At 63.4% G+C, this 14,509-nt stretch carries 16 protein-coding genes and 1 pseudogene; 7 read left to right on the top strand and 10 right to left on the bottom strand.

Going from position 1 to position 14,509, the window contains the following annotated elements; all coding sequences use genetic code 11:
- From SE92_RS01755 to SE92_RS01735, 5 genes and pseudogenes are all read right to left on the bottom strand, one after another.
- Positions 1-336 (bottom strand): annotated as a pseudogene (locus SE92_RS01755) (kynureninase); the annotation flags it as partial.
- A gap of 19 nt (positions 337-355) precedes the next feature.
- Positions 356-1,195, bottom strand: a complete 840-nt coding sequence (kynA, locus tag SE92_RS01750) for a tryptophan 2,3-dioxygenase (RefSeq protein WP_063194194.1) — start codon at positions 1,193-1,195, stop codon at positions 356-358.
- A gap of 36 nt (positions 1,196-1,231) precedes the next feature.
- Positions 1,232-2,041 carry a hormone-sensitive lipase gene (locus SE92_RS01745; protein ID WP_063194193.1) on the bottom strand — a complete coding sequence of 270 codons (810 nt, stop codon included), beginning with the start codon at positions 2,039-2,041 and terminating at the stop codon, positions 1,232-1,234.
- 241 nt (positions 2,042-2,282) lie between these two features.
- Positions 2,283-3,560 carry an ArgE/DapE family deacylase gene (locus SE92_RS01740; RefSeq protein WP_063194192.1) on the bottom strand — a complete coding sequence of 426 codons (1,278 nt, stop codon included), beginning with the start codon at positions 3,558-3,560 and terminating at the stop codon, positions 2,283-2,285.
- Positions 3,561-3,613: 53 nt separating this feature from the next.
- On the bottom strand, positions 3,614-4,339 hold the full coding sequence (locus SE92_RS01735; protein ID WP_063194191.1) for a pyridoxamine 5'-phosphate oxidase family protein: 726 nt from the start codon (positions 4,337-4,339) through the stop codon (positions 3,614-3,616).
- Between the two features lie 74 nt (positions 4,340-4,413).
- Between SE92_RS01735 and pdxR the strand changes: the two genes are divergently transcribed.
- Together pdxR and SE92_RS01725 are read left to right on the top strand one after the other, a co-directional pair.
- The gene (gene pdxR / locus SE92_RS01730) at positions 4,414-5,904 is read left to right on the top strand and encodes a MocR-like pyridoxine biosynthesis transcription factor PdxR (protein ID WP_063194190.1); all 1,491 of its coding nucleotides are present in this window, start codon (positions 4,414-4,416) and stop codon (positions 5,902-5,904) included.
- Between the two features lie 67 nt (positions 5,905-5,971).
- On the top strand, positions 5,972-6,217 hold the full coding sequence (locus tag SE92_RS01725) for a DUF6719 family protein (protein WP_063203289.1): 246 nt from the start codon (positions 5,972-5,974) through the stop codon (positions 6,215-6,217).
- On the opposite strand, the gene SE92_RS01720 is transcribed toward SE92_RS01725, so the two are convergent.
- From SE92_RS01720 to SE92_RS01705, 3 genes are all read right to left on the bottom strand, one after another.
- Positions 6,218-6,583, bottom strand: coding sequence for a hypothetical protein (locus SE92_RS01720; RefSeq protein WP_063194189.1), 366 nt, complete (start codon positions 6,581-6,583; stop codon positions 6,218-6,220).
- Positions 6,584-6,617: 34 nt separating this feature from the next.
- Positions 6,618-6,953: a hypothetical protein gene (locus SE92_RS01715; protein ID WP_198172973.1), complete on the bottom strand. Its 336-nt coding sequence runs from the start codon at positions 6,951-6,953 to the stop codon at positions 6,618-6,620.
- 421 nt (positions 6,954-7,374) lie between these two features.
- On the bottom strand, positions 7,375-7,923 hold the full coding sequence (locus SE92_RS01705; protein WP_063194186.1) for a CreA family protein: 549 nt from the start codon (positions 7,921-7,923) through the stop codon (positions 7,375-7,377).
- 208 nt (positions 7,924-8,131) lie between these two features.
- Between SE92_RS01705 and SE92_RS01700 the strand changes: the two genes are divergently transcribed.
- The 3 genes from SE92_RS01700 (at position 8,132) to SE92_RS01690 (ending at position 11,563) form a co-directional block, all read left to right on the top strand.
- Entirely contained in the window at positions 8,132-9,709 is a 1,578-nt protein-coding gene (locus tag SE92_RS01700; protein ID WP_063194185.1) for a L,D-transpeptidase, read from the top strand.
- A 91-nt stretch (positions 9,710-9,800) separates the two neighbouring features.
- Entirely contained in the window at positions 9,801-10,370 is a 570-nt protein-coding gene (locus tag SE92_RS01695; RefSeq protein WP_063194184.1) for a glutathione peroxidase, read from the top strand.
- A gap of 167 nt (positions 10,371-10,537) precedes the next feature.
- On the top strand, positions 10,538-11,563 hold the full coding sequence (locus SE92_RS01690) for a polysaccharide deacetylase family protein (protein ID WP_063203288.1): 1,026 nt from the start codon (positions 10,538-10,540) through the stop codon (positions 11,561-11,563).
- Positions 11,564-11,600: 37 nt separating this feature from the next.
- Here the strand turns inward: SE92_RS01690 and SE92_RS01685 are convergent, their stop codons facing one another.
- A complete protein-coding gene (locus SE92_RS01685) occupies positions 11,601-12,491 on the bottom strand; it encodes a hypothetical protein (RefSeq protein ID WP_157094990.1) in 891 nt (296 codons plus the stop codon).
- Between the two features lie 44 nt (positions 12,492-12,535).
- Here SE92_RS01685 and SE92_RS01680 point away from each other — a divergent pair, with 44 nt between their 5' ends.
- The gene (locus tag SE92_RS01680; protein ID WP_198172522.1) at positions 12,536-12,919 is read left to right on the top strand and encodes a dihydroneopterin aldolase; all 384 of its coding nucleotides are present in this window, start codon (positions 12,536-12,538) and stop codon (positions 12,917-12,919) included.
- 4 nt (positions 12,920-12,923) lie between these two features.
- Positions 12,924-13,673, top strand: a complete 750-nt coding sequence (locus SE92_RS01675) for an SDR family oxidoreductase (protein WP_063921201.1) — start codon at positions 12,924-12,926, stop codon at positions 13,671-13,673.
- Between the two features lie 185 nt (positions 13,674-13,858).
- Here SE92_RS01675 and SE92_RS01670 read toward each other — a convergent pair whose 3' ends face one another.
- Positions 13,859-14,311, bottom strand: a complete 453-nt coding sequence (locus SE92_RS01670; RefSeq protein ID WP_063194180.1) for a DoxX family protein — start codon at positions 14,309-14,311, stop codon at positions 13,859-13,861.
- Between the last annotated feature and the right edge of the window lie 198 nt (positions 14,312-14,509).

Genomic DNA, 14,509 nt, shown 5'->3' with positions numbered 1-14,509 from the left:
GTCCGACAGGACGATCTTGCGGGACGCGTTCATGTCGAGCGCGGCAGCGAGCGCCTGATAGACCTTGAGCGACAGCGTGTCTCCGACCATCACCGAGCCTGCTTCGGCGCCGACCAGGCGCGCGATGCGATCGCCGACATGGCGCGGCTGGGCGTACCAGCCTGCGGTGTTCCAGGCGCGGATCAGCTCAACGCCCCATTCGGTCGTGATGACGCGGTTGACGCGCTCGGCAACGCCAAGCGGCAACGCGCCGAGCGAATTGCCGTCGAGATAGATCACGCCCTCGGGCAGATGGAACAGGGCTTTGGTGTCGTCATAGACGCGATATCTGGTCATGGATATTTCTTGGGCATTTCTACAGAATGGTGCGGACGCGCCAGAGTTCGGGGAATAGCTCGACCTCCAGCATGCGCTTGAGATAGCTGACGCCACCGGTGCCGCCGGTGCCGCGCTTGAAGCCGATGACGCGCTCGACCGTCGTCACGTGGTTGAAGCGCCAGCGGCGGAAATAATCCTCGAAGTCGACCAGCTTCTCGGCGAGCTCGTAGAGCATCCAATGCGTCTCCGGCGCCTCGTAGACGATCCGCCAGGCCTGCAGCACGCCCTCGTTGAAGCTGTGGGTCTCGCGAACATCGCGCGCCAGCACGGCGGCCGGCATCTTCAGACCATTGCGGTCGGCGAGCCTGAGCACCTCGTCGTAAAGGCTGGGCGTCGCCAGTTCGGCCTCGAGCAGCTCCGTCGTCTCCGCATCGTGCGCGTGCGGCTTCAGCATGGCGTGGTTGCGGTTGCCGAGCAGGAATTCGATCAGCCGGTACTGACGCGACTGGAAACCGGAGGACTGCCCGAGCTGCGAACGGAAACGCGTGTATTCGCTCGGCGTCATCGTGCGCAGTACGTCCCAGGCATTGTTGAGCTGCTCGAAGATCCGCGACATCCGTGCCAGCATCTTCATCGCAGGCGGCACCTCATCCTTGGAGATGGCGCGGCGTGCGGCACTGAGCTCGTGGATGGCAAGCCGCATCCACAGCTCCGTGGTCTGATGCTGGATGATGAACAGCATCTCGTCATGCGCTTCCGACAGCGGATGCTGCGCGCCCAGGATCGCATCCAGCGCGAGGTAGTCGCCATAGGACATGCGCCGGGCGAAATCGGTCTCGGCGCCTTCGCTTGCAGGATCGTAACCGTTGGACGTCATGGGCAGGCCCTTTCGATCGATCTTCCCCGGCTCTGCTCAGTCGAGGCCGATCAGGCGCGCGGTGATCGGCGACGACGGATCCTTCAGCCCGTCGATCACGGTAAAGTGGTTCAGCCCGGGATCCACGACGAGGCGCGTCGGCACGTCAAATCCGGTCCAGACATTGGCCATCAGGTCGGATTGGCGGATGAATTCCGGCCGCTCGCTGCCGCCGACCCAGGCGGTGACGGGCGAATGTCCGCGTGGCAGATGCAGCGCCGCGCTTTCGAGCGTCGCCTCCTCCATGGTCAGGCCGAGCGTCTCGTTCATCTTGGTCTTCAGCAGCGGACGCAAATCATGCAGGCCGCTGATCGAGAGGGTGCCGGCGATGCGGTTGTAGACGGCCGGCTCGAGCCGGCTGTCGTCACACAGCATGCGCGTGACGAGATGACCGCCGGCGGAGTGGCCGGCAAGCCGGATCGGCCCCGCGACGAGCGAAGCCGCCTTGGCAATCGCGGCGGTGATTTCGGTAGTGATATCGGAGATGCGCGCGGCCGGCGTCAGCGTGTAGCTCGGCAGCACCACGGTCCAGCCATGGTGCCGCGCGCCTTCGGCAAGATCGGTCCAGGTCGACTTGTCGAACCGCATCCAGTAGCCGCCGTGAACGAACACGACGAGGCCCTTGCTGTCGCCGTCGGGCAGGACCAGGTCGAGCTTCTGGCGCTCGCCCGGGCCATAGGCAATGTCGGCGCGAAAATCCTTCAACCCAGCGCGATAGGCCGCGGCTCGTTCCGCCCATTGTCCCGGCATCTTGTCCGAGCCGGGGATATGGGCCGAATTGGCATAAGCATCATCCCAATCGCGCATCGTCACTCCCGAGGACTCGTCCGGCCAGCCGGCCGCCAGTCTGCCACCGGACAGGGCCGCATCCTAGTCTTTATTTTAAGCTTAAAGGATTTGGGAGGCTGGTAGATTGGGCACTCCGTCATTGCGGGCCCAGCGAAACAATCCAGTCTGCCTCCACGGTGACAGTCTGGATTGCCTCGTCGCCTGCGCGAAATTGCTTCGCAATTTTGTCGCGTGCTCCTCGTAACGACGACGGAGAGAGCTACGCCTTCTCCACCCCGCACCATTCCGCGATGAACAGCGCCATCGCCTTGGTGGTCTTCTTCAGCGACTCCAGCTCGACATATTCGTTGAAGCCGTGCATCTCGCCGCCGCTGGCGCCGAAACACAGGCTCGGGATGCCCTCGTTGAGACCGTAGAAGCGGGTGTCGGTGAGCGCGGTGAAGACGAGATCCTCCGGAGTGCCGCCATAAACCTTGCCGAACGCCTTGCCGAATGCGGCCTCCGGCGCGGCCGCATCGGTCAGCTCATAGCCTTCCGACAGGAAGCCCGACCATTCGATCTCCGGCGGATTGTTGGCGAGGAAGCGGTGATTGCGCGCCGCGGCGGCGACGCAGGCCATGATCTCCTTCTGGTGGTCGGCGATCGACCAGCCGGGCAACACCGCGATCCGGCAATCGACGTCGCACCAGGCGGGAACGCTGGAGGCCCAGTCGCCGCCCTTGATGATGCCGGGGTTGAAATTGATGGGATGGTTGATCGTCTTGAAGTGCTTGTCAGCCTTGGCCCGCTCGTTCCACTCGATCTCCAGCTTTTGCAGCGCCTGGATCAGATGATACGCCGCCATGATCGCGTTAGCGCCGGAGCCGGCGAACGCCACGTGGGTCGGATGCCCCTTCACGCGCAGGCGAAACCAGATCACGCCGACCTGCGAACGCACCATCTTGCCGCCGGTCGGCTCCGGGATGAAGCAGGCGTCGGCACGGTAGCCGCGCTGCAACGTCGAGAGCGCGCCGACACCGGTGCTCTCCTCCTCGATGACGGACTGGAAGTGGATCCGCGCCGTCGGCCTGAAGCCGGCGGCCTTGATCGCATCCAGCGCGTAGAGCGCGCCGATGGTGCCCGACTTCATGTCGCAGGCGCCGCGGCCGAACATCTTGCCGTCCTTGATGACAGGCGAGAACGGCGGCGTATCCCACAACTCCAGCGGGCCGGCAGGCACGACGTCGCAGTGGCCCTGCAGGATCAGCGATTTGCCGCCATTCGTTTGCGGACGGTAGGTGCCCACCACCGAACGCGCCTTGGAGAAATCATGCTCGATCGGGCCGAAGCCGCGCAGATCCTTGAGATCATCGACGTTGATGTGCCAGTCATCGACCTCATAGCCACGCTCGCGCAGGAGGTCGCCGATCATGTCCTGACACGGCCCCTCCGCCCCACGGGTCGAAGGGATCGCGACGAAATCGCTTGTGGTTGCAAGCTGGGCTTCGAAGCCGGCATCGACGGCGTCGAGAATCCTCTGCTGCGTTTCGGCATTCATCAGGCAACTCCAGGCATTTCAATGGTCCCAAGGAGTGCGCAAGCTAGCCGATTTCACCCCTTCGGGTACTCCACAAAATATGCATCCCGCAATGCATCTTCGAGCAGTCGGCCTTCTGAGTAGCCATTGAGGGTCGCAGGCCGGCTCACGCCGTCGAGCAGGCGTGGACACGGCTCCGGCGCGCCGAGCACCGTGCGCACGGGAATGCGCTCGGCATAGATCGGCAACGCATAGTCCTCGTCGTCGTCAGCGACACCCTTGGCGCGCACCTTGGCGGAGGCTTCCTCGATCTCCATCGCAATGAAGGAGGTCGCCTTGATCTCCTGGGTGTTGCTCGCCCTGAGACCCGCGGTGCGGTCCGGGAAGAAACGGTCGACCATCGCGATCACCGCACGCTCCTTCTCCGCGGGGTCGGTGACGAGGTAGGCGGAGCCGAACGCCATGACCGCACGATAGTCGGCGGAGTGGTTGAATCCACAGCGCGCCAGCACGAGGCTGTCGAGATGGGCGACCGTGAGACATACGCGCTCGCCCTTGCTCTGGCTCCGCAGCATGCGGCTTGCGCTCGAGCCGTGCCAGTACAGCTTCGTCCCCTCACGCCAGAAGAAGGTCGGGGTGCAATAGGGCTGGCCGTCGATCACGTAGGAGACGTGGCAGAGCATCGAAGAATCCAGGATGCGATGGACCGTCTCGTGATCGTAGAAGCCGCGGTCGTGCCGGCGTTTCACCTGGTTGCGCGCGGAGGTCGGATAGGAAGTGGAGGTCTCGGTCTGGCTCACGGCCGCTCCTGCTCGGATTGGAAATATCTTAGGTAGTTGTAGCCGGCCATTTGGTCTGCGATAGTTCCAATTCCATGCGAAAGATTCCAACCAATTCTCTCCCCTCGCCGGCCAAGTCTTCCTTGCCGACAAAGACCGAGCTGCCGCTCGACCTCACCGGCCCGCACGTCACGCCAGGCGCCTCGGCCGCACACCAGCTCTATCAGGCACTGTGCGAGATGATCGTCTCGGGCCTCGTCAAGCCGGGCGAGGCGCTGCCACCGTCACGCACGCTGGCCAAGCAGACCGGTTTTCGGCGCAACGCCGTCGTCATCGCCTATGAGCGCCTGATCGCCGACGGCTTTGCCGAGGCGACCGTCGGCTCCGGAACGTTCGTCGCGGCGCGCATCCCCGCGCACGCCGCCGAACCGGACAAGCCGAAGGTCATCGTCGAAACGCCCGGGCAAGGCGCGTTCGCGCTGGGCTGCACCCATATCGACGAACGGGCCGTGCAGCGTTTTCGCGCCTTCGTCGGCCGGCGCATGCGTGCGTTCGGCTCCGAGCACCTTCACTATGGCGATCCCCGCGGCAGCCGCGAGCTGCGCGCGGCAATTGCCGATCATCTGTTGTCGGCGCGCGGTCTGCGCTGCGATCCCGACCAGATCATGCTGACGTCGGGCACGTTGCACGCGCTGCGCATCGTGTTGAGCGCGATGCTCAAGCCGGGCGACCAGGTCTGGTGCGAGGACCCCGGTTATCCAGCCGCGCGAAAAACCATCGTGCATTGCGGCTATCGCGCCGTACCCGTTCCCGTCGACGAGCACGGCATGCGGATCGCCAAGGGCCGCACGGCGGCGCCGTCCGCGCGCGCGGCCTATGTCACGCCGTCGCATCAGTTTCCGCTGGGCGTGCAGATGTCGATGCCGCGGCGGCTCGAGCTTCTGGACTGGGCGAGGCAGGCCGGCGCGTTCGTGCTTGAGGACGATTACGACAGCGAGTTCCGTTATGACGGCGCACCGCTGATGTCGCTCGCCGGCATCGATCGCCTGCAGCGCGTGATTTACCTCGGCACATTTGCCAAGACGCTGTTTCCGGGCCTGCGCATCGGCTATTGCGCCCTGCCCGAACGCCTGATCGCGGATGTGACGGCCGCACGCGCGGCGCTCGACCGCTTCCCCGGCACGCTGATGGAAGGCGCGGTGGCCGACATGCTCAACTCGGGCGCGTTCGCCGCCAACCTCAAGCGCGTGCGAAAGCTCTATCGCGAGGCGCGCGATGTGCTGGCGCAAACGCTGGAGGCCGCATCCGACGGCGCGTTATCGGTGCCGGTGCCGTCACAAGGTCTGCATCTCGTCGCCCGGTTCGATCCCTCGGTCGATCTGTCGGTGGCCGCGCAAGCCAAGCAGGCGGCCGGCGCGGAGGGCTGGCTGCTCGCCGACACCTATTCGCGCGCGCGCCCGCTGCCGGGCTTCGTGCTGGGATTTTCAGGACATCCGGTTCCACAGCTCAAATCTTCCGCCGAACGGCTCGCGCGGGAATCGCGTGCAGCCCTGCGCGCGAGGGCCAAGGCGGCCCGGCGCGCGTGACGAACGTTCACTATGAGAATCGTTCGCCAGTCCCTACATTGCGGCGTCGATGCTCAGAGATCTCATCATGCCGCTTCGCCGTACCACCTGCCTCGCGTTCCTGATCTCCATCGCGCTTGCCGCGACGGCGCACGCCACCACGGTGGGGCGCGAGCAGGACATCGGCGACCTCAAGCTGGGCCAGCGCATTCAGGTGGATGACGGCACCTGTCCCGCCGGACAGGTCAAGGAAGTGCGCGGGGCGAAGATGTCCGACAAGGGCGTCGTGCGCACCGCCACGTGCGTGCAGCGATACGGTCCAAAGACGAAATGATTACTGCTTCGCCGGATCGAACATGCACTGCAGGGTCGGCTTGGCGATCTTGGTGAAGGTCGGGCCGATCTCGCCTTGCTTGGAGGCCGGAACCCAATCGGTCTCGATGGTGGGCACGCCCGTCTCGCTGATGCCGCGGAGCAGCGCTTCGCGCAGGTCGCGGTCCTCGACGGCGGCCGCGGCGTGATCGTGCAGACAGCCGCAGACTTCCTCAGGATGTTCCCATCGCCCGATCATCCGCGGCGCGCATTGGCGCACGAACTCGCTGCGGGGATCGGGTAGCCTCGAGGGCGCGCGCACCTGCGCCTCGGCGGCATTGATCGTCAGAACGGTTACGAACGCAGCGGCATAAGATCGGACGAGCATGACGGCCTTTATCGGCTGATTTTCTTGTTGTCGATCAGAAGCGCGCGGCGACCACGATCGGCTGCGACGCCGCGGTCGTTACCGGCGAGCCGCTGTACTGGAAGGTGCCGACCCCGGGGAGATTGCCGTCCGGCGCGCCCGCGAAGGACGAGCCGGCAACCACGAAAGCGAAAGCAAGGATGAAGCTGAGCGCGCGCATGGTCTTGTCTCCGAATTCGGTAGCCGGCGGTGCGCCGTTCGTCGTTGTGAAGCTGATAACCATGGGCGGTTTCGCCCGTGATGCGCCAAAAGCGCAAAATGGTTTCATCTCCATGAGAATTGTTTCGTCCGCCCCGTGACGACGACACAATTCTCCGAAAACGCCAATCATTTCAGATGGGTCTCACCGCAGCTCAAAGTAGCGTGCCAGGTTCCTGATCCGGTGTGAGCACATGGGACGCAATTGCCGTCACGCTCCCGCCTTGCGCGCTTCACATGCATTTTACGTTTTTCTGCTCAAGAGAGGGACGAACGAAGGCTGGGTCCTGTCGAACCGGGGGCGCGTCGGCTGCGACCCAAGCCATCGAAACCTGGACGCCTGGGATCACCGGGCGCGTTCACTTGAGGGATGGCCATTATGGTGACGCAAGATCGCGCAACGCCGCGCGAGGCGGACCAACGGACGGACGACGGCGATCAACGACCCGGTCGCGTCGCCTCGACCGGCGCGATGTCGCTGCAGTCCGGCCGCGGCTTCGAAGCGGCGCCACAGGCATTCGTGCGGCTGACGGGCTCACACCTCGTCAAACGCGTCACTGTGTGAAGAACTCGCCGCACTTCTGGACGTTTGCGTCCGCTGGTCCCCACGGCATGATCGGCACGGTCGAGGTCGAGTTCTTCGGCGAGCCCTCGATAATCCTGTCCGAATAGACCATGTAGACCAGCACGTTGCGCTTGGTATCGCAGCCGCGCACGATCTGCATCCTCTTGAAGAACAGTGAACGGCGCCGGCGGAACATGTCGTCGCCCTGCTCCATCTTGGTCTTGAACTTGATCGGGCCGACCTGGCGGCAGGCCAGCGAGATGTCCGAGACCTCCTCGGCGAGGCCCAGCCAGCCCTTGAAGCCGCCCTTCTCCGGCACCGTGAAATGACAGGCGACGCCCTCGACCTCGGGGTCGTCGAGACCATAGGTCGCGAGCTTGTCGTTCGGGCTCATCCATTTGAACACGGTGGAGCGGCGGAAGATCAGATCGGGCTCGTCCGCGGCGGACGCGGACGCCATCGGTGCGATCAGAGCCAGGAGGAATAAAGCGAAGCCTTCCAAGCGGATGCCGGAAAGATCGGGGAAACGAGATGACATGAAGTTCTCCGGTAGCAAGTCCCCGCAATGTAGGAACGCGTCAGCCCGACAGGAAGACGACAGCTGGCCGGAGGTGGCCGCCGTTTACCGCTCCGTGAGGCTTTTTTGCTACGTCTTGAACAAAAGTAGCTGACAGCAGAACTGACCTGCTGGTGAACGCGTATCCCCTTTGCGAGACTAACGTCTGATTTGGATTGTGGATTCGAGGATGAACAGCGTGAACGGGTCGGGTTTTTCTGCCAAGCCGGCGCGGCTTTGGCAGGTCGCCGTTTTGACGGCGGCGGGTGCGATCGGCGCGAGTAGCCAGGCAGACGCAGCATTTTATTATTGGACGGATTATTCCGACGGATCCTATTACGCCCGACAGGACCGGCATCCCGAGATACCGCGCCAGAAGCCGCAGAAGCGTGGCGCTGGCGCCAAGAAGGAAGTTGTCGCCGAGAAAGAGGCCGGCACCAAGCCGCAAGGGCCGCTGGTCATCGTCGTCTCGATCGACCGGCAGAAGGTGACGGTCTACGACACCAATGGCGTGTTCGCGGAATCTCCGGTGTCGACAGGCATGAAGGGCCACTCGACGCCGATGGGTGTGTTCAGCGTCATCCAGAAGCACAAATTCCACCATTCCAACATCTATAGCGGTGCGCCGATGCCGTACATGCAGCGGATCACCTGGTCCGGTGTGGCCATGCATGCCGGCGTGCTGCCGGGCTATCCGGCCTCGCATGGCTGCATCCGCATGCCGATGGCGTTCGCGGTGAAGATGTGGAATTGGACCAGGATGGGCGCGCGTGTGATCGTCGCGCCCGGCGAGATGACGCCGCACAACTTCTCCCATCCCCTGCTCGCCTCGTCGCGCGTGCCGCCGCAGCCCGCCGCCAGCCTCGAACCGCAGACCAATGTCGGCGACAAGGCCGACAAGGGCGCCGCGCAAACCAAAGCCGCCGAGAGCAAGCCTGTCGAGACCAAGACTGCCAGCGCCGACGCAGTGCTCGAGCTGCGCGCCTCCGTCGGCCACACCGTGATGTCGGATGTGACCACGGGCAACGCACCTGCGCATGATGAAGCCGCCAAGCCCGCCGACGAGGCCAAGCCGGCCGAAGCATCCGACGCGGCCAAGCCTGCCTCGGAAGAAGCCGCCAAGCCGGCGAACGAGGACAAGTCCGTCGACAAGGCCGCGCCGGTCAAGACGCAAGCCGCGGACTCCGCGAAGACACCCGATGCTCCGGTACCTGCGGTCGCCGCCTCACCCGAGGTGAAGAAGGACGAGACCCGCGTCGCCGATCCCGCACCGGCCGCCAAGCCCGACATACCCAAGCGGGCCGGCCAGATCGCCGTCTTCATCAGCCGCAAGGATTCCAAGCTCTACGTGCGGCAGAATTTTGCGCCGCTGTTCGAGGTGCCGGTCACGATCGCGACCAGCGACCGGCCTCTCGGCACGCATATCTTCACCGCCGAGCTCGACAAGACCGATACCAATGCGCTCCGTTGGTCGGTGGTGTCACTGCCCGTCTCCGCCCGTTCCGCCGCACGCGAGGACGACAGCCGCCTCACGCGCCGCAAGGGGGGCGCTGCCGTGATCCCCGTCGCCGCCAAACCCGTGGCGGCCAAGCCGGTCGTCACGCCGGACAGTCCGGCCGCGGCGCTCGACCGCATCTCGATCCCCGACGATACCATGGCGAAGATCAACGAGATGTTGACCTCAGGCGGCTCCATCATCATCTCCGACCAGGGCATCAACCAGGGCGAGACTGGCGAAGGCACCGACTTCATCGTCCGCCTGTACTAGCCTCTGCCGCCGCGTCAGATAACGCGGTGTTGACGAGGCGGAGCGCAGCCGCGGAGTAACATGCCTCCGGATCATTTCGGGGGATGCCGCCATGATGAACCGCAGGACCGTGCTCACCATGACGCTGGCCGGCACGCTTGCGCCGGCAACGCGTGCTTTCGCCGAGGGCGCTATGAGCCGGATCTCGGCCTATGCCTTCTCCTTTCCAGCCTTGTCAGGTGACGACATCCGGCTCGCCGCTTTCACCGGTAAGCCGCTGCTGGTGGTCAACACTGCCTCGCTTTGTGGCTACACCCCGCAATATGCCGGCCTGCAGGAGATCTGGACCGAGTTTCGCGCCCGCGGGCTGACCGTGATCGGCGTGCCGTCGAATGATTTCGGCGGCCAGGAGCCCGGCGGCAGCAGCGAGATCACGCAGACCGCGCACCACCAATATGGTGTTACCTTTCCGATCACCGCCAAGGCTGTCGTAGCCGGGGCCAAGGCGCATCCATTCTACAAGTGGGCCGCAGAGGCGCGACCGAGGGATGTTCCGCGCTGGAACTTCCACAAATATCTGATCGGCCGCGACGGCTATATCGCCGAGGTCTTTCCGTCGGCGGTCGAGCCGGCCGATACGCGGATCAAGACAGCCGTTGCCAGGGTTCTGGCCGACAGTTGACGCGGATGCCGCCCCCATCCGGTTGGGCACAATTGCGGCGGGATGCCAAACAGCCGTTGCAATGGCGATGGCCCACCATCTAGGCTAGGATCGTTTGGGGCAGGATGGGTTTTGCCGGAGGCGAAAAGCCGCGGCGGAACAATGGGATCAATCTCGAGGACAACACCATGCGTGTGGCGGCAGGACTGATTTTGGCAAGCGCGATGTCGGTTGCGTTGACCGGCGCAGCATGGTCGCAGACCCCGGCCGCAAAGCCCGCAGCCGCGACGCAAACTGCACCGGCAGCAACGCCGGCCGCGGCAACGCCCGCGGCGGCTCCACCTGCCGCTCCCGCGGCAGCCGCCGCACCCGCCGGTTTCGTCAATCCGCCTCCGCCCAAGCAAGCGCCGCAGCCGGCCCGCGCAGCCTGCAACACGCCTGGCGCGCTCGGTGTTGCCCGCACCGTCGAGATCGACACGACAGGCGGTCCCGGCTTCGGCTTCGAGCATTTCAAGGAGCTCGACTTCCTGCGCGACAAGGAGGTCGTGCTGACCTTCGACGACGGCCCCTGGCCCAAGAACACGCCTGCGGTGCTGAAGGCGCTCGCCGACGAATGCACCACCGGCATCTTCTTCTCGATCGGCAAGCACGCGACCTACGAGCCGGAGATCCTGAAGCAGGTCTATGCGGCCGGCCACACCGTGGGCACCCACACCTGGTCGCACGCCAATCTCAACAACAAGAAGCTCACCGAGGCGCAGCGCAAGGAAGAGATCGAGAAGGGCCTGTCCGCGGTGAAGTGGGCGCTCGGCGGCATCTCGCCCTCGCCGTTCTTCCGCTTCCCGGCGCTGCAGCATCCGCCGGAGATGGTCACCTATCTCGGCAACCGCAACACCGCGATCTTCTCCTGCGACATCGACTCCTTCGACTTCAAGGCCTCGAAGCCCGAGAAGGTGGTCGAGACCGTGATGAAGAAGCTCGACACCAAGGGCAAGGGCATCATCCTGATGCACGACTTCCAGAAGCACACCGCGGAGGCCCTGCCCGAGCTGCTCAAGCGCCTGAAGGCCGGCGGCTACAAGGTGGTGGCAATGCGCGCCAAATTCCCGGCGTCGTCGTTGCCCGAATACGACCAGGAGCTGCTCAAGGACGCCAAGCTGCCGACGGTGAGCCAGCGCCCGGTCAATTCCGTGGTGACGACCGTTTCCGAATAGCCGGAGCCTTCACGTCAGCGAACGCCGCCCCTCGCCTTCAAGCGGCTTTTGCATCTTGCCCCAACGCCGGCGCGTCAGGCACGACGTCGGCGATTTCGGGACACTCGTCGATCATCGCTCGCAGCATCAGCATCAGATCGAAGCAGAAGTAAACGCGCTCCGTCACCTCCCAGTTGAATTGTGGAGAGACAGTCTTCATCGCCACGAGACAATAGTAACTCTTTCCGCCAAGCTCCCGCTGAATCATCCGGTCGTTGAAGGCGTAGCCGGACTGATATGCGACATCCTGATCAGCGAGCGTAATCCGCTTGGCCTCGGCGAAGCTTGCGCCGCTCACGCTATGACCCAGTCGCTCCAAAATCTGGTGGGCGACGTCTTCAGATGTAAGCTCTTCGACGGACAATGGCGGGCGCTTGAGAATCCTCGCGATCTGCTCGCCGGTCAAATAGAGATTGAAGTTGATCCGCCGGAAATTGATCTCGAGGCGGATCAACAGTCGCTTGTGGGTCGGCCACCTGATGAGGAAATCGGCATCGATCTGTCCGGGCAGGTAGTTGGTCTCGACCACGATCTGCGACTTCGTCTCCCTTTTTGGCCGGCGACCACCGGCTGCGTCGTAGAAGGGGGCCTGGGTCTCGTCGATCTGCGCGAGCGCGAGCGGCAGCGTCCTGAGATAGACTTTCCTGATGCTGTTCAGGAGGGCCGACTCACCCGACTGGATGTGCATTGCGACATACACGACGGTGAACACCGGGAGAAAAACGCTTAGAAACTGTATGCTCGCCTGCACCCAGCTGTCTCGAAGACCCGTCAATCCCAAAAAGAATACTGCGGTATTGATCAGACCGATCAGGACCAGCATCCCGAACAGAAGAATCTTGGACCAGGATGGAATATTCGCGAACCGCAATTTAGCCAGGATATCCACCTTCGTCCCCCCGCCCGTTAATAATCATGCTCAAAGAAGCCCTCATGAACATCATGCAACCAGACAATGTCATCGTAAAGTTACGAAATGTCGTCGTCGAGGCCTCGTGCGGGATCCACCCATGGGAGCAATTCCCCCAGCGGCCCAACAAGCTCTCAATCGACGTCACACTTTTCGCGCCGCTGGACAAACGGCGACTGAAAGACTTCGGCTATGTCGATTACGACCATATTCGCACCTTCCTGAAGTCGTTTCCATCGCGGCCCCACACCCCGCTGCTGGAGACCTTGCTCGACGAGATCGTCGACCAGTGCTTCGTGGACAAACGGGTCGAAGCCTGCAGCGTCTCCATCCTGAAGCTGAACATATTCAACGAAACCGAAGCGGCGGGCGTCGAGGTCTTCCGCACCCGCGCGCAGTGGAAATAACAAGATGCCGTTGGCTCTCGTCACAGGCGGCGCAGGACGTCTCGGCCGAGTGATCGCCACTCATCTCGCCGCGAACGGGTTTGATCTCGTGCTGCACGCCAATGGTTCGCGCGACCAGGCACGACAATTCGCCGCGCAGATATCCCGCGGCGGCGGGAAAGCAACGTGTTCCTATTGCGACTTCCGCTACCCCCGGCGCATCGCGGGCTTCTTCGACGCCATTGTCGAACGGCACGGCCCGCCCGACCTCGTGGTCAACAACGCTTCGATATTCGAATACGATTTTCCCGGCAGGGCGTCGCTGCGGAAGCTGGATGAGAGCCTTGCGGTTCACGTTCAGGCCCCGTTCCAGCTCCTCGAAATGGCCTACAAGACCGCTACGCGAAAACGTCCGATCACGGTAGTCAACGTGCTCGACCAGAAGGTCGCCAACCTCAATCCCGACTATTTCAGCTACACGATCGGAAAGTGCGGCCTCCTCGCCCTCACCGAGATGTGGCAGTTGAACCCCACGGCCAAGTTTCGCGTTTTCGGGATACTTCCCGGACTGTTGTTCCCGAGCGGTAAACAGACGGTCGAGGATTTCGAGCGGGTCAGGAGCGATACGCCGCTGCGACGCAATCCGTCACCGCAGGAGGTCGCAAACGCGATCCTGTTCTTTGCCCAGAACAAATCAGTGCCGGGACAAAATATCTCAATCGACGGCGGCGAAAGTCTCGTCCCTCGCACACGCGACATCGCCTATCAGAAGTAGCGGCCGCCGCCGGCGGCCGGCAGCGAATACTTTAGGAGACCCACGGCGCCGGCAGGTGACAGGCCAGCACGCCCGGAGCGTGCGCCGCTCACCCATTATATCGGAAGCGCTGTGATCTCAAAACCGTAACGCATGAACGAAGGTTCACGCCGCGAGCATTTGCACGTGCGCAGACGCCGTGGCGGCTAGACGTCCCCGTAAGCCGCTTCGGCCGGGCGCGTGGTGCGGCCGTATCCCATCAGCATGAACAACGCGCCGATGATCGAGAGGTTCTTCAGCGCGTCGACCACCATCTTCGCGTTGTCGGGCGGCGCCTGATTCCAGAAATCATCGAACAGCACGGTGGCAACCGCGACGTAGATGATCATCAGCATCGCGAAGAACCGCGCACCGAAATTCAGCGCGATCATCAGGCCTGCGATGATCTCGAGCCCGCCGACGGCGATCGCCAGCAGTTGCGGCGTGGTCATGGCGGTCGCGGTCTCGATCTGCTTGGCATAAGGCGCAATCATCTCGGGAACCACGACCTTGGTGGCGATGAAGTCGGCCGTCGCCTGGATGGCAAAGAGCTTGGTCGCGCCCGTGTAGATGAACAACACGGCGAACAGGATCCGCCCGAAAGTCACGAACGCTGGCATGATCGGCCTCTTGGCAAGCTCAAAGCGCGGGGATGCTCGACAGGATTATGAAGATTAGTGCGCCGGTTTACAAACGAGGAAATCGAGAACTGCGAGGAATTCAAAGTTTGTGACGTCTTCCCTTCTCCCCTTGTGGGAGAAGGTGGCTCGCCGCGGAGCGGCGAGACGGATGAGGGGTATCTATCGGCGCGAACAACT

Source organism: Bradyrhizobium sp. AT1 (assembly GCF_001590795.1).
Lineage (GTDB): Bacteria > Pseudomonadota > Alphaproteobacteria > Rhizobiales > Xanthobacteraceae > Bradyrhizobium.
Note: the sequence above shows the minus strand (reverse complement) of the source record. Positions and strands in the feature narration are given on the sequence as shown.

Excerpts from the sequence above, each read along its gene's own strand:
- kynA (WP_063194194.1), bottom strand. The coding sequence starts at position 1,195 with ATGACGTCCAACGGTTACGATCCTGCAAGCGAAGGCGCCGAGACCGAT.
- SE92_RS01745 (WP_063194193.1), bottom strand. The coding sequence starts at position 2,041 with ATGCGCGATTGGGATGATGCTTATGCCAATTCGGCCCATATCCCCGGC.
- SE92_RS01740 (WP_063194192.1), bottom strand. The coding sequence starts at position 3,560 with ATGAATGCCGAAACGCAGCAGAGGATTCTCGACGCCGTCGATGCCGGC.
- pdxR (WP_063194190.1), top strand. The coding sequence starts at position 4,414 with ATGCGAAAGATTCCAACCAATTCTCTCCCCTCGCCGGCCAAGTCTTCC.
- SE92_RS01725 (WP_063203289.1), top strand. The coding sequence starts at position 5,972 with ATGCCGCTTCGCCGTACCACCTGCCTCGCGTTCCTGATCTCCATCGCG.
- SE92_RS01720 (WP_063194189.1), bottom strand. The coding sequence starts at position 6,583 with ATGCTCGTCCGATCTTATGCCGCTGCGTTCGTAACCGTTCTGACGATC.
- SE92_RS01715 (WP_198172973.1), bottom strand. The coding sequence starts at position 6,953 with ATGATTGGCGTTTTCGGAGAATTGTGTCGTCGTCACGGGGCGGACGAA.
- SE92_RS01705 (WP_063194186.1), bottom strand. The coding sequence starts at position 7,923 with ATGTCATCTCGTTTCCCCGATCTTTCCGGCATCCGCTTGGAAGGCTTC.
- SE92_RS01700 (WP_063194185.1), top strand. The coding sequence starts at position 8,132 with ATGAACAGCGTGAACGGGTCGGGTTTTTCTGCCAAGCCGGCGCGGCTT.
- SE92_RS01695 (WP_063194184.1), top strand. The coding sequence starts at position 9,801 with ATGATGAACCGCAGGACCGTGCTCACCATGACGCTGGCCGGCACGCTT.
- SE92_RS01690 (WP_063203288.1), top strand. The coding sequence starts at position 10,538 with ATGCGTGTGGCGGCAGGACTGATTTTGGCAAGCGCGATGTCGGTTGCG.
- SE92_RS01680 (WP_198172522.1), top strand. The coding sequence starts at position 12,536 with ATGAACATCATGCAACCAGACAATGTCATCGTAAAGTTACGAAATGTC.
- SE92_RS01675 (WP_063921201.1), top strand. The coding sequence starts at position 12,924 with ATGCCGTTGGCTCTCGTCACAGGCGGCGCAGGACGTCTCGGCCGAGTG.
- SE92_RS01670 (WP_063194180.1), bottom strand. The coding sequence starts at position 14,311 with ATGCCAGCGTTCGTGACTTTCGGGCGGATCCTGTTCGCCGTGTTGTTC.